Below are 13,587 nucleotides of genomic sequence, written 5' to 3' on the forward strand. Positions count from 1 at the left end.
GCCCGAAGCTGACCCTCCTCCTGCCTCGCAGGACCCGCGGAGGAGGGTGGCCCGCACCGGCCCCCTCACCGCGGTGACAGCACTGTGAGGGCTTGCCGGAGGGTCCTGGCTCACCCCGAAACCAACTGATCGACAAAGGAACACTCATGGCCAAGGGCCAGTTCGTGCGGACCAAGCCGCACCTCAACATCGGGACGATGGGTCACGTCGACCACGGCAAGACCACCCTGACCGCCGCGATCACCAAGGTGCTCGCGGAGCGCGACCCGAGCGTGAACCGCTTCATCGCCTTCGACGGCATCGACCGTGCTCCGGAGGAGCTGCAGCGCGGGATCACGATCAACATCTCGCACGTAGAGTACGAGACCGCGACCCGGCACTACGCGCACGTCGACATGCCCGGGCACGCCGACTACGTGAAGAACATGATCACCGGCGCCGCCCAGGTGGACGCCGCCATCCTGGTCGTCTCCGCGCAGGACGGCGCCATGCCGCAGACGCGTGAGCACGTGCTGCTCGCGCGCCGGGTGGGCGTGCCGTACCTCGTGGTCGCGCTCAACAAGGCCGACACCGTCGACGACCCCGAGCTGCTCGACCTGGTCGAGCTGGAGGTCCGTGACCTCCTCTCCGAGTACGGGTTCCCCGGCGACGACGTACCTGTCGTCCGGGTCTCCGGACTGAAGGCGCTGGAGGGCGACCCGGAGTGGACGGCCGCGATCGGTGACCTGCTGGACGCGATCGACGACTACGTGCCGGTGCCGGAGCGCGAGCTCGGTGAGCCGTTCCTGATGCCGATCGAGAACGTCGTCACCATCACCGGTCGTGGGACGGTGGTCACCGGTGCTGTCGAGCGCGGGTCGCTGAAGGTCGGCGACCAGGTCGAGGTCGTGGGCCTCGGCGCGACGCTCACCAGCACGGCGATCGGACTCGAGACGTTCGGCAAGTCGCTGGAGTCCGCGGACGCGGGCGACAACGCGGCGGTGCTGCTGCGTGGCGTCAAGCGCGACGAGGTCCGTCGCGGCCAGGTGGTGGCGCTGCCGGGCAGCGTACGTCCGCACCGGAAGTTCCGGGCGAACCTGCACGCGCTGTCCACCGCCGAGGGTGGCCGGCACACCCCGTTCGCCGCGGACTACCGGCCGCAGTTCTACTTCCGGACCACGGACGTGCCCGGCGGGATCGACCTGGGTGAGATCGCCCTGGTCATGCCCGGCGACACGATCGAGCTCGGAGTGGAGCTGGAGAAGCCGATCGCGATGAACGTCGGACTCGGCTTCGCGGTCCGCGAAGGCGGTCAGACCGTCGCCGCCGGCACCGTGACCGAGCTGCTCGACTAGAAGATGGGACGGCCCTCACCTGGTGGGGGCCGTCTCCCATTTCAGCTGCGGGGGCGCCAGCGCTTCCACAGCGCCTCGCCCTCGGCGCGGACCTTCCCGTCCCACTCCAGCCGCACCAGCGAGGTGATCTGGTCCTCGCTGGCGTCCTTCGTGGAAGCGACGAGCGTGACCGGCTCCCGCAGCGGTGCCGGCCGTCGGTAGCGTACGTCGATCCCGGCCGTGACGTAGGCCAGGGACTCCCCCTCGGCAGGCATCCAGCCGTTGAGGAACGCCTCCTGGTGCACCGCGGCGGCGCTGTGGCAGTCGAGCACGGTCGCGATGATCCCGCCGTTGAGGAACCCGCCGCCGTTGTCGTGCTGCGGCCACGGCTGGAAGGTCGCGGTCACGCTCCCGTCCAGCTGCGGATAGCTCTTCAGCTGGAGCCCCTGGGCGTTGGCCGGCCCGCACCCGAAGCAGGTCATCGTCGGCCACCACTCGTCCTGCAACGCGATCATCTTCACCGCGCCACCATAACCAGGATCAGCCGATCCCGGTCCGGAAGCCCTCGCGCCAGGTGACGTAGGACGGCGTCCAGCCGAGCTCCCGCTTCGCCTTGGCGTTCGAGGAGCCGCGCACCGAGGTCATCAGCGCGACCCCGAACTCGCCGATCAGCGGCCGGGCGATCCAGGCCGGCAGTCGCATCGGGTTCTTGCCGCCGACCTCCTCGGCGAGGAGCGGGATCCACTGGTTCACCGGAGCGGGCTCGTCGTCGACGATGTGGTAGATCCCCGGCGCACCCCGGTCCAGGGCCGCGACCGTCGCGGAAGCCACGTCGTCGATGTGGACGAACGACCACACCCCGGTGCCACCGCCGACCACCGGCATCTTGCCCTGGCGCAGCATCTCACCGAGCGCGCCCTCGCGCGAGGCGGCGTTGCCGGGGCCGTAGAAGTTGCCGTAGCGGAGCACGACGCCCTCGAGGTCGGTCGCGGAGGTCACGGCCTCCTCCAGGTGGCGGATGCCGGCCAGCGTGCCGCGTGCCTCCTTGCCGGGGTCGACGATGAGCGGGCTGGTCTCGTCCTTGACCCAGCCGCCGGTGCGCTCGTGGGCCCAGCCACCACCGAAGCTCTGCGCGACGAACCTGCGCACCCCGGCCGCACGGGCGGCCGCCAGCAGGTGGTCGGTGCCCTCGGTCCGCAGCCGGTTGGTCATCGCGAACTCCTGGTCGAACTTCCTCAGGTTGCCGCTGAGGCTGCCCAGCGCGGTGAGCTGGTGCACGACGACCTCGGGCGCCGCCTTGGCCACCGCGTCCTGGACGCTCTGCGCGTTCAGCGGGTCCATCACGATCCCGGTCGCGCCCATCTCGGCCAGGGCCTCGCGCCCCGCGTCGTGCCGAGTCGAGCCGTACACCTCGTGTCCGGCGGCCACCAGCAGCGGCACCATCCGGATGCCGACCGCGCCGGTTCCGCCTGCGATGAAGATACGCATTTCCTTGTCCTCTCGTCGTTGTTGACCCCACCGACGAAACAACCTGCGCTCCTGTGACAGCTGGCGTAAGGTCCTGCGAACGTGGACCTCGCAACCGCCCATGACGGGCTCCGCCCGCTGATGTTCTCGATCGCGTACCGGATGCTCGGCAGCGTCGCCGAGGCTGAGGACGTCGTGCAGGAGGCGTTCCTGCGGATGCACCGCAGCACGCAGGAGACCGGGGACGTCGAGAACCTCGATGCGTACGCCACCACCGTCACCACCCGGATCGCGATCGACACCCTGCGCTCGGCCCGCCACCGCCGCGAGCAGTACGTCGGGCCGTGGCTGCCCGAGCCGATCCTGGTCTCCGACGAGGACCCCGCGCACCGCTTCGAGCTCGACGAGACCGTCAGCACCGCGTTCCTGGTCCTGCTGGAGTCGCTGACACCGGTCGAGCGCGCGGTGTTCGTGCTGCGCGAGGTGCTGGGCTACGACTACGAGGACATCGCCCCGATCGTCGACAAGAGCGCCACCAACTGCCGCCAGATCTTCACCCGGGCCCGCAAACGGATCGCCGACGGCACGCCTCGCTTCGACCCGTCCCGCGAGCGCCGCGACCAGCTGGCCTCCCAGTTCGTCGCCGCGCTGTCCGCGAACGACATCACCGGCCTGGAGCGGCTGCTCGCCGACGACGTCGTGTTCGTCGCCGACGGCGGTGGCCGGGCTCCTGCCATCCAGAAGCCGATGCTGGGCGCCGTCGCCGTCGCCCGCTTCCTGCTCGGGCTCATGCGCCAGGGCGAGCGCTTCGGCGTACGTCTGGAGCTCTCCTACGCCAACGGTCAGCCGGCGATGCTCACCCGCGGTGCCGACGGCGCGCTGCTGGGCGTCATCGCGCTCGACGTCGACGGTGGCCGGATCGTGCGCATGCACAACGTCCTCAACCCCGACAAGCTCGGCCACCTCGGCGAGGTCGGCGACCTCTTCGCCCTGCTGGCCGAGCGCTGACCCGGCGTCAGCCGTCCAGCAACGTACGCAGCGACTGGTCGACCAGCGGCCGCCCCAGCGTTCCCTCCGCGAGCGCGTCGCGCAACGCGGAGACCGAGTCGAGATCGCCGACGAGCGTCACCAGCTCACCGACCTCCTCGCCGATCTCGGCGGGCGTGGTGGCCGCGACCGGCCGATCGAGCAGCAAGGGACAGTCGACCGGACCGCCCTCGGGCTCCGGGTGGCCGAGGGCGGCGACCCAGCAGCCGATCTCGAACTTCAGCGGGGCGCTCGGTCCGGCACCCTGGGTGCGTAGGTCGACGTACCAGACGATGTCGTCCTTCTTCGGGTCACCGAGTCGGTGGTGGCCCTTTCGCAGCGGCATGCCGCCGGCCTTGAACGCCTTGGTCGCGGCTGTCCGTGCTGCCTTCTGATCCACCGTGGCGCCTAGAAGTCGAGGTCGGTCTCGGAGAGCTGACCGCCTCCGGCGACGATGAACTCCTTGCGCGGAGCGACGTCGGAGCCCATCAGCAGGTCGAAGACCGCCGCGGCCTCGTCGGCGTCGTCCAGCGTCAGCCGGCGCAGCGTCCGGTGGCGCGGGTCCATGGTGGTCTCGGCCAGCTGGTCGGCGTCCATCTCACCCAGACCCTTGTAGCGCTGCACCGGGTCCTTCCAGCTGACGTTCTTCTTCTTCAGCTCGGCGAGCTTCCGCTGCAGCTCCGGGTCGGAGTAGGTGTAGATGTACTTGTCCATCCCCTTCTTGGGGTTGGAGATCTCGATCCGGTGCAGCGGCGGGACCGCGGTGTAGACCTTGCCGGCGGCGATCAGCTCGGGCATGTACTTGAAGAACAGGGTCGCCAGCAGCGTACGGATGTGGGCGCCGTCGGAGTCGGCGTCGGCCATGAAGATGATCTTGCCGTAGCGCGCCGCGTCCAGGTCGAAGCCCCGACCGGTGCCCGTCCCCACCACCTGGATGATCGAGGAGCACTCGGTGTTCTTCAGCATGTCGCCGACCGAGGCCTTCTGGACGTTGAGGATCTTGCCGCGGATCGGCAACAGCGCCTGGAACTCCGAGTTGCGGGCCACCTTGGCGGTGCCGAGCGCGGAGTCACCCTCGACGATGAACAGCTCGGCGCGGTCGTCGGTGGTGCGGCAGTCGGCCAGCTTGGAGGGCAGCGCGGAGGACTCCAGGGCGTTCTTGCGGCGCTGGTTCTCCTTCTGCTGGCGCAGCGAGAGCCGGGTCTTGGAGGCGGCGTACACCTTCTCCATCACCAGCTTGGCCTGCTGCTTCTGGGCTCCGCGCGACTCGGTGAGGAACGCCTTCATCTCGGCGGCTACGACCTTGCGCACCACGCTGCGAGCCGCCGGGGTGCCGAGGATCTCCTTGGTCTGGCCCTCGAACTGCGGCTCGGCCAGGCGCACCGTCACCACCGAGGTCAGCCCCTCGAGGATGTCCTCCTTGACGATGTCCTTGTCGTTGACCTTGAGCACCTTGGCAGCGCGCATGGCGTCGTTGAACGTCTTGGTCAGCGCGTTCTCGAAACCGCTGACGTGGGTGCCGCCCTTCGGGGTGGCGATCACGTTGACGAAGGAGCGGATCTCGGTGTCGTAGCCGCTGCCCCACCGCACCGCGATGTCGACGCCGAGCTCACGCTCGACGTCCTGCGGGGTCATGTGGCCGGCGTCGTCGAGCATCGGCACGGTCTCGGTGAAGGTGTCCGAACCCTGCAGACGGAGTACGCCGCTGACCGGCTCGTCCTTGGCCAGGAAGTCGACGAACTCGGCGATGCCGCCGTCGTGGCGGAACTTCTCCTCGACCGGGCCCTCGGCGCCGGTGCCGGACTGGTCGCGGATGACCAGCTCGAGCCCCGGGACGATGAAGCTCGTCTGCCGGGCCCGGCCGAGCAGCCCCTCGAGCTCGAAGCGGGCGTCCTTGGTGAAGATCTGCCGGTCCGGCCAGAACCTGACCCGGGTGCCGGTCTTGCCCTTGGCGACCCGCTTGCCCTTGCGGGTCAGACCGCTCTGCGGCGTGAAACCGGCCGTTGGGCCCTCACCGTCGAACACACCGGGCACACCACGGCGGAACGACATCCCCTGCTGGGCCGGCGAGCGGTCCACGTCGATGTCCATCCGGCTCGAGAGCGCGTTGACCACCGAGAGGCCGACACCGTGCAGACCGCCGGTCGCGTTGTAGGAGCCACCGCCGAACTTGCCGCCCGCGTGCAGCTTGGTCGCGACCACCTCGACGCCGGGCAGCCCGGTGCGGGGCTCCTTGTCGGTCGGGATACCGCGGCCGTCGTCGTAGACCTCCACCGAGCCGTCGGGGTGCATCGTCACCTCGACGTGGCCGGCGACTCCGGCCAGCGCCTCGTCGACGCCGTTGTCGATGATCTCCCACAGGCAGTGCATGAGGCCGCGGGTGTCGGTCGAGCCGATGTACATACCGGGACGCTTGCGCACCGCCTCCAAGCCCTCGAGGACGAGGAGGTGCGCGGCGTTGTAGGTGTTGTCAGAGATGATCGGCTCCTGCGTTACTGCGTTGTTCGCGGGGGTGTTGCGTGGGGGTGTTGCTCGGATGAAATCTACCGTGCGACACGCCCGGGTCTCACGCAGGCACGCGGCAACCGGCCACGCGCCATCGGGCGGCACATGTACGTCGTGATCGGTCCGTTACGTGGAACTTGTGGGTTTCGATGCACGAAATGGTCGGTCGACAGGTAAGAATGTCTGTCACGGACAGCGATGTCCCGCGGGGTAGGTCCGACCCGGATCCCCAACCCGGAGCGACAACTGCAAGGATTAGAGGTGCGACCGCGGTAAGAGTCCAGGCTAGGGAATCTTCTTGGACTCACGTACGTTATCCCGGCGCAATCATGATTCAGAAATGAGGCCGATGTGACCACTGCCGTTGCCACCAGCTCGCCGCTCACGTCCGAGGACCGTTGCGACCGGTGCGGAGCGCAGGCCTACGTACGTGCGGAGCTCCACTCCGGCGGCGAACTGCTGTTCTGCGCCCACCACGCCCGCGAGCACGGTGAGAAGCTCAAGGAGATCGCGAGCTCGATCACCGACGAGACCCACAAGCTCACCGAGAAGAGCTGACCCCACCCATCTACTCCCCGAAGGCCCGGACCCCGACGGTCCGGGCCTTCGGCACGTCTAGGGGGTCACGGGGCTAGGGTTCGCTCCGTGAGTCTCGTCGAAGTCCTCGTCGCGCTGGTCATCGCCTTCGGCATCGCCGGCATCATCGTCCCTGTCCTTCCCGGTGGCGCGCTGCTCGTCGCCGCCGCGATCCTCGGCTGGGCCATCTGGCTGGGAGAGTCCACCGGATGGGTGATCTTCGGCATCTCAGCCGTCTTCATCGCCATCGGGCTGATCACCAAGTACGCCATCCCCGGCAAGCGCCTCAAGGACTCCGGGATGCCGCTGTCCACCCAGATCGTCGGCGCGATCCTGGCCATCATCGGCTTCTTCGTGATCCCCGTCGTCGGCGTCTTCGTCGGCTTCCCCGTCGGCGTCTTCCTCGCCGAGCTGCGCCGTCACAGCGGTGACGCGGGTGCTGCCTGGACCTCCACCTGGACCGCCCTGAAGGCGATGGGCCTGTTCATCCTGATCGACGCCATCGCCGCCACCCTCGCCACCATCACCTGGGTCGTCGGGCTCATCCTCACCTGACCCTGACCCCGACCCCGCCCGCCGAATCGGTAGTTGTGGCGAGCCGAGAATGTAGTTGTGGGGGGGGGGGGGGGGGGGGGGGGGGGGGGGGGGGGGGGGGCGGCCCCCCCCGCCCCCCCCCCCCCCCCCCCCCCCCCCCCCCCCCCCCCCACCACACCCCCCCCCCCCCCCGCCGCTTCCGCGGTCTCGGCTGGGGGTCAGCCGTCGGTCACCGTGACGTCGTCGGCCATGACGTACGCGATCCGGTGGTTGAACCAGATCTGGTAGTAGATCGTGTCGCCGGTGATCACGATGCAGTCCGGGACGTCGTCGACCGTGGCGCAGTTGAAGTTGTTCGCCTTGTAGTAGTCGGTCGGGATCCTGGCATCGGCCAGGACGTACTTCTGACCGGCGGGGATCGTGTACTGCAGCGGCGCGATCGTCCGCGGCGTCACGCCGGCGGGGTAGTCGCTCGCCTGCGTGGGATAGGCCGTCCCGTAGATCTTGGCGGTGGCGCCGGCCTTCGGGGTGACGACCTTGCCGTCGGAGGGCAGGAGTACGTCACGGGGGTTCTGGATCCAGCCCTGCTTGCCGCCGAACCAGACACCCCACCACGTCGGGCGGGTCCGGTCGTTGACCACGACCTTCTGCCCGGCCGCCAGGCGCGGGCCCCAGTTGGAGACCTTGGCGGAGCCGCCGACGACGGTGTCCGGCAGCAGCGGAGCGTCGGTGGAGGGCTCGGCATAGACGTTGACGAAGTTGGTGCCCCTGTCGCTCGGGCACGCGACGCCCGCCTCCGTGCAGCCGGTCATCACGTTGCCGGTGTTGGTGTCGAAGTCGGGGTTGACCGTCCAGATCTCGCTGCGTGAGTGCCGGTCGGGCTTGATCGGCGACCGCAGCAGGTCGAAGTAGTGACTCCAGTTCCAGTAGGGGCCCGGGTCCCAGTGCATCCCGGCGACATTGGCCGGCGCGACGCCCTGGACCTGGTCGTGGCCGATGATGTGCGCCCGGTCCAGCGGGACCCCGTAGCTCGTGGCCAGGTAGCGGACCAGGGTGGCCGAGGTCTGGTACATGGCTTCCGTGTACCACGCGCCGTCGGCGGCGTAGCCCTCGTGCTCCAGCCCGATCGAGTGGCTGTTGACGTACCAGTTGCCGGCGTGCCAGCCGACGTCCTTGCCGGGGATGTGGTGAGCGACGTGGCCGTCGACCGAGCGCAGCGTGTAGTGCCAGCCGAGGTAGGTCGGGTCCTGGACCAGCCTCACGGTGCCGTCGTAGGAGGTCTCGGTGTCGTGGATGACGATGTAGTCGACCGAACCCTCCTCGGGCCGGCTGCCGAGGTCGTGGTTGCCGTAGTCGCCCACCGTGTCGCCGGTCTGCTCGTAGGGCGCCGGCAGCGACTCACATCCGAGCACCGCCGGGCACTCGACCGCACCGGTCTCCGCCGTCGCGGTCTCGGCGAGGTCGAGCCGTCCGATCGCCTCCTCGCTGGCGGTGACCGGCGTCGCGTCCAAGGTGACCCGGTGGCCGTCGTTGGTCGTACGCGACTCCCCCGCGCTCAGCGTCGCGAACACCTGCCGCGCGAACTTGAGCGCGGTCGCCTCGTCGGCGGCTCCGCTGTAGCGACCGACTGCCGCGCTCCACTCCGCCAGGCTCTCGGCCCCGCCCGCAGCCTCCTGGTAGTCGGCCAGCACGGCGGCGCCGCCACAGATGTTGGCGACCGCGTCCTCGCGCAGGTCGGTGACCGGGATCCCGGTGATGTCGTTGGCCGTACGCAGCGTCCCGACCTCTCCCAGCCTGACCGACTCCTCGCGCTGGCGAGTGGTGCGGGCCTGGTTGGAGCCGTCGCCCTTGCCGAGCGGGTCGGGGTGGGCCTCGGTGTCCTTCGCCAGGGCCGGCAGGTCGGTCAGGTGCATCGGCCCGTAGCCACCGGACGTGCTCGGCGCATCCCCGTGCGCATCCCAGCGCGACTCCATGTAGGAGACCGCGAGCAGCACCTCGGCCGGCACCCCGCTGGTATCGGCTGCCCGATCGAAGACGGCCTGTCGGTCGGTCGTGCCCTCCAGGCAGGCGCTCCAGTCGGGCTCCGACGCGGAGGCAACCGCCGTGATCGGCACCGCGACGAGCAGACCGCCGAGCAGTGCTCCGGCCGCGGCCAGAGCCGGCCGGTGTGGACGTGAGAGACGCATAGGCACGAGAAACCTCCCGGGACGCGGAAAACCGACCCGTGCAACCTAGCCGACTCTGCAGTTGTGGCGGGCGAGTCTGCAGAAATGGCGAACGCCCTCCCAGAGATCCGGGAAGGCGTTCGGGGTGATCTTAGCCAGGTTCAGTCGAGATAGTCGCGCAGAACCTGCGATCGGGACGGGTGTCGCAGCTTCGACATCGTCTTGGACTCGATCTGGCGGATGCGCTCGCGGGTGACCCCGTAGACCTTGCCGATCTCGTCTAAAGTCTTCGGCTGACCGTCGGTCAGGCCGAAACGCATGCTCACGACGCCGGCCTCACGCTCGGAGAGCGTGTCGAGCACCGCGTGCAGCTGCTCCTGGAGGAGCGTGAAGGAGACCGCGTCGGCCGGGACGATCGCCTCGGAGTCCTCGATCAGGTCGCCGAACTCGGAGTCGCCGTCCTCACCCAGCGGGGTGTGGAGCGAGATCGGCTCGCGGCCGTACTTCTGGACCTCGATGACCTTCTCCGGGGTCATGTCGAGCTCCTTGGCCAGCTCCTCCGGGGTGGGCTCGCGGCCCAGGTCCTGGAGCATCTGGCGCTGGACGCGCGCAAGCTTGTTGATGACCTCGACCATGTGCACCGGGATGCGGATGGTGCGGGCCTGGTCGGCCATGGCGCGGGTGATCGCCTGACGGATCCACCAGGTGGCGTACGTCGAGAACTTGTAGCCCTTGGTGTAGTCGAACTTCTCGACCGCACGGATCAGACCCAGGTTGCCCTCCTGGATCAGGTCCAGGAAGAGCATGCCGCGGCCGGTGTAGCGCTTGGCCAGCGAGACCACGAGTCGGAGGTTGGCCTCGAGCAGGTGGTTCTTGGCGCGCTTGCCGTCCTCGGCGATCCACTCGAGCTCGTCGAGGATCTTCGGGGTGATCTTGCCGCCCTTGCCGAGCTTCTCCTCCGCGAAGAGACCGGCCTCGATCCGCTTGGCGAGCTCGACCTCCATCTCGGCGTTGAGCAGCGGGACCTTGCCGATCTGCTTGAGGTAGTCCTTGACCGGGTCGGCGGTCGCGCCGGCGACCATGACGGTCTGCTCGGGCTCGTCGGTGTCGTCGGAGGTGGAGACGACGAAGCTCTGCTTCGAGGCCTCTTTCTCGTCCTCCTTGATCGTGGGATCGGCGGCGACATCCTTCTCGAACTGCTCGTCGGGGATGTCGGGCAGGACCTTCTTGCCGTCGGGACCGAGCTGGATGACCGGGGTCTCCTCGTCGGTGTCGTTGTCCGAGTCGTTGTCCGAGTCGTCGTCCTCGATGTCGTCGACATCGACCTCGACGTCCTCGAGGACGATCTCCTCGCCGTCCTCGTCGATCTCGGTCGTCTTCTTCGCCTGGGGCTCGTCGGCCTTCTTCGCCGCGACCTCGGTGGCCGGCTTCGCGGGCTCAGCCGCCGCCTTCTTGGCGGCGGCCTTCTTCGCCGGCGCCTTGGCCGTGGTCGTCTTGCGGGTCGAGGTCGTCGCCGCCGCGGCACGGCCGGTGACGGCGGTGCCGAGGTCCACCGAGATGCCGAGCGTGCTCAGGTGACCGAGCAGTGCCTTGAGGTGTCTGGGCTCGACCGCAGCATCCTCGCTGGCCTGGCGGACCTGGTCGGGACTGACCCGTCCGGTTGGCTTGGCCTGGTCGATCAGTGCCTTCACGGCAGGGTGGGCGAGTACCTCAGCGGGTATCTTGCGCGCGTTCGAGGACACGAACACCTCTCCGTCGAACTTGGTCGAGACTTAACAAAAACTGAGTTTGGGCGCGGCAGGGCCCGGGGTCGTCAAGAGCCGCAGATTCATTCTGCCACGATGGTGGTGAACATTCCCCATCCGGGGCATCATGTCCCCCAGCAACTCATCCGGCTGCTTTGGCTGCGGCTTTCTTCTGCTGTTTGTAGTCGCGCACCTTCTGCAACGACGCAACGTCGACGACGTCAGCCACAGAACGGTAACCATCGAGTGCGTAGTCACCGACGGCCTCCTGCCAGCCGTCGGGCCGCACTCCCAGTTGCTTGGCCAGCAGCGAGACGAAGATCTGCGCCTTCTGCTTTCCGAAGCCCGGGAGCGCCTGGATCCGCTTGAGCAGGTCCTTGCCACTGGTGGCCTCGGTCCACAGCCGGGTGACGTCGCCGCCGTACTCGTTGGTGACGATCATCGCGATGCCCTGCACCTTGGCCGACATCGAGCCGGGGAACCGGTGGATCGCCGGCGGCGTCGAGGCGATCGTCTTGAACTCCTCGGGGTCCATCTCGGCGATCTTGGCGGGATCCAGGTGGCCGAGGCGGGTCACCAGCTTGTGACCTCCCTTGAACGCATCCTCCATCCGATACTGCTGATCCAGGGCCATACCCAGCAGCAGCGCGAACGGATCCTCGGAGAGCAGCTTGTCGGCGGCCTCGTCGCCGGTGATGTGGAGAGAAGGCATAAGGGACATCCTGCCTCATCTCGCGGCGCAGTACGTGGTCATGCCTGTGGAAAGCGGGTCGCGGGATTCCGGCAACCGTTGCACGCTAGGCCCATGGCCTCCATGCCCACCCTTTTCGAGACGTCCGTCGAAGGACTGCACGAGCCACTCTCGCCAGTGCTCGAGAAACGGCTGAGACGTGCTGTGCTCGACCACACCGCCACCGAGCACCGGCGATCCTTCCTCGCGCTCGTCCATCTCGGCATCCCCGGCGGCAAGGAGGTCGCCCACGCGCATCGCGAGGACGAGCCCACCGACCAGTGGCTGCGCACCGACATCATCCACAGCATGCGCCGCCGGGTCGGCCTGCCCGACCCGATCGTGTGGCTGACTCGCTCGAGTGCGGCGACGCCCGAGGAGATCGGCGCCGGCCACCTGGAGATCGAGGACGTCGACCTCCGCTGGCTCTCCGCCGCCCGGCAGGCGTTCCGGGAGATCGGGGCACCCCTGACGTACGTCGTGGTGACCCGCAACGCGTGGCTCGACCCCCGCTCGGGGCTGAGTCGCCGGTGGAAGCGGCTGCGCTACCGCAACGACTAGGCGGGACGGTCCGATCGGAGCGCCTCCTCCCAGGCCGTCGGAGGAACGGCACCCTCGAGCATCTGCGCGACCAGCACCCCGAGGCCGTGGTGACGCTCGCTCGCGAAGCACCTGTCGAGGGCACACCAGGCGAGCGCGCCGTCACCGCCCAACCAGGCGGCGAAGGCGAGCACCGCGGCCGGGTGGGCGACGTGGTCCTCGGGGCTGCGGCGTACGACATCGGTCCACAGGCGCACATGGGCCCTGGCCTCCTCCCGGGTCATCCCACCCCAGGCGGCGTCGCGCCGGTGCGGGTCGCGCAGCGCGAGCAGCAGCGAGGCGATCTGGCCGGCCGACAGCATCGTCCCGGCGGCCGCGTCGTCGACCAGCCGGCCGACCTCGTAGATCTTCATCGACGCCGCCTGCCCCAGCGCGGCCTCGGTCTCGGCGACGGCCGTGGGGACTGACGCGATCGAGGCGGCCAGGTCGGTGCGCGAGCTGCGCACCAGATGGCCGTCGTAGACCGCCTGGGCGCGGAACGGATGCGCACCGACGTCGAAGGGCACGCCGTCGTCGGGAACGCCGTGGAACCCGAGCGGGTCGAACCATCGGCCGTCCTGCACCCGCAGGCACCCGATCAGGTCTATCTCGCACTCGGCGAGCCTTTCGGCGAGACGGCGGGCGAGCTTCACCCCGAAGCGCGGGCCACTGTCGTAGAGGACGAGCAGGACACCGCGCACCTGGTGGCGGACGGCGGGCAGCAGCAGGCTGTCCAGGCAGCCCTCGACCTCGTCCGGCGGAGGTAGGTCGATCCTGCCGTGGACCTGATGCTCACCGCCGAAGGTCAGCATGACGAGCGACTTCTCGGGCTGGAAGCCGAGCAGGACGGGGACTGCTGCCAAGACGTCCTCGGGGCGGGCGATGGAGAGTTTCGTGGTCATGCGGACCACGATCGCCGCGACCACCGACCGTTTCGGTGCCAATAA

At 68.9% G+C, this 13,587-nt stretch carries 13 protein-coding genes; 5 read left to right on the forward strand and 8 right to left on the reverse strand.

Features of this window, described 5'->3' with window-relative positions; all coding sequences use genetic code 11:
• Window positions 1-146: 146 nt before the first annotated feature.
• Window positions 147-1,334, forward strand: coding sequence for an elongation factor Tu (gene tuf, locus ACIRON_RS03510; RefSeq protein WP_402989035.1), 1,188 nt, complete (start codon window positions 147-149; stop codon window positions 1,332-1,334).
• A gap of 41 nt (window positions 1,335-1,375) precedes the next feature.
• Here tuf and ACIRON_RS03515 read toward each other — a convergent pair whose 3' ends face one another.
• Together ACIRON_RS03515 and ACIRON_RS03520 are read right to left on the reverse strand one after the other, a co-directional pair.
• A complete protein-coding gene (locus ACIRON_RS03515; RefSeq protein WP_256328618.1) occupies window positions 1,376-1,828 on the reverse strand; it encodes a PaaI family thioesterase in 453 nt (150 codons plus the stop codon).
• Between the two features lie 25 nt (window positions 1,829-1,853).
• Window positions 1,854-2,801 (reverse strand): NAD-dependent epimerase/dehydratase family protein, encoded by a 948-nt coding sequence (locus ACIRON_RS03520; protein ID WP_402989038.1) that lies wholly within the window; start codon window positions 2,799-2,801, stop codon window positions 1,854-1,856.
• Between the two features lie 81 nt (window positions 2,802-2,882).
• Here ACIRON_RS03520 and ACIRON_RS03525 point away from each other — a divergent pair, with 81 nt between their 5' ends.
• Entirely contained in the window at window positions 2,883-3,788 is a 906-nt protein-coding gene (locus ACIRON_RS03525; RefSeq protein WP_402989040.1) for an RNA polymerase sigma-70 factor, read from the forward strand.
• Window positions 3,789-3,795: 7 nt separating this feature from the next.
• Here ACIRON_RS03525 and ACIRON_RS03530 read toward each other — a convergent pair whose 3' ends face one another.
• Window positions 3,796-4,206: a hypothetical protein gene (locus tag ACIRON_RS03530; protein WP_402989043.1), complete on the reverse strand. Its 411-nt coding sequence runs from the start codon at window positions 4,204-4,206 to the stop codon at window positions 3,796-3,798.
• Between the two features lie 8 nt (window positions 4,207-4,214).
• Window positions 4,215-6,209, reverse strand: coding sequence for a type IIA DNA topoisomerase subunit B (locus ACIRON_RS03535; RefSeq protein ID WP_402989046.1), 1,995 nt, complete (start codon window positions 6,207-6,209; stop codon window positions 4,215-4,217).
• Between the two features lie 453 nt (window positions 6,210-6,662).
• Between ACIRON_RS03535 and ACIRON_RS03540 the strand changes: the two genes are divergently transcribed.
• Together ACIRON_RS03540 and ACIRON_RS03545 are read left to right on the forward strand one after the other, a co-directional pair.
• Entirely contained in the window at window positions 6,663-6,869 is a 207-nt protein-coding gene (locus tag ACIRON_RS03540) for a hypothetical protein (protein ID WP_091046590.1), read from the forward strand.
• Window positions 6,870-6,956: 87 nt separating this feature from the next.
• Window positions 6,957-7,442, forward strand: a complete 486-nt coding sequence (locus ACIRON_RS03545) for a DUF456 domain-containing protein (protein ID WP_402989049.1) — start codon at window positions 6,957-6,959, stop codon at window positions 7,440-7,442.
• A 197-nt stretch (window positions 7,443-7,639) separates the two neighbouring features.
• Here ACIRON_RS03545 and ACIRON_RS03550 read toward each other — a convergent pair whose 3' ends face one another.
• The 3 genes from ACIRON_RS03550 to ACIRON_RS03560 form a co-directional block, all read right to left on the reverse strand.
• Window positions 7,640-9,607, reverse strand: a complete 1,968-nt coding sequence (locus ACIRON_RS03550) for an N-acetylmuramoyl-L-alanine amidase (RefSeq protein ID WP_402989052.1) — start codon at window positions 9,605-9,607, stop codon at window positions 7,640-7,642.
• A 140-nt stretch (window positions 9,608-9,747) separates the two neighbouring features.
• Window positions 9,748-11,277, reverse strand: coding sequence for an RNA polymerase sigma factor (locus ACIRON_RS03555; protein ID WP_402989933.1), 1,530 nt, complete (start codon window positions 11,275-11,277; stop codon window positions 9,748-9,750).
• Window positions 11,278-11,473: 196 nt separating this feature from the next.
• Entirely contained in the window at window positions 11,474-12,052 is a 579-nt protein-coding gene (locus ACIRON_RS03560; RefSeq protein ID WP_402989055.1) for an HhH-GPD-type base excision DNA repair protein, read from the reverse strand.
• Window positions 12,053-12,136: 84 nt separating this feature from the next.
• Here ACIRON_RS03560 and ACIRON_RS03565 point away from each other — a divergent pair, with 84 nt between their 5' ends.
• Entirely contained in the window at window positions 12,137-12,622 is a 486-nt protein-coding gene (locus ACIRON_RS03565; protein ID WP_402989058.1) for a hypothetical protein, read from the forward strand.
• Here the strand turns inward: ACIRON_RS03565 and ACIRON_RS03570 are convergent.
• Window positions 12,619-13,542, reverse strand: a complete 924-nt coding sequence (locus ACIRON_RS03570; RefSeq protein WP_402989061.1) for a DUF4192 domain-containing protein — start codon at window positions 13,540-13,542, stop codon at window positions 12,619-12,621. The two genes, ACIRON_RS03565 and ACIRON_RS03570, sit on opposite strands and share 4 nt — an antisense overlap.
• Window positions 13,543-13,587 lie beyond the last annotated feature (45 nt).

Source organism: Nocardioides sp. NPDC101246, assembly GCF_044767415.1.
Classification (GTDB): domain Bacteria; phylum Actinomycetota; class Actinomycetes; order Propionibacteriales; family Nocardioidaceae; genus Nocardioides.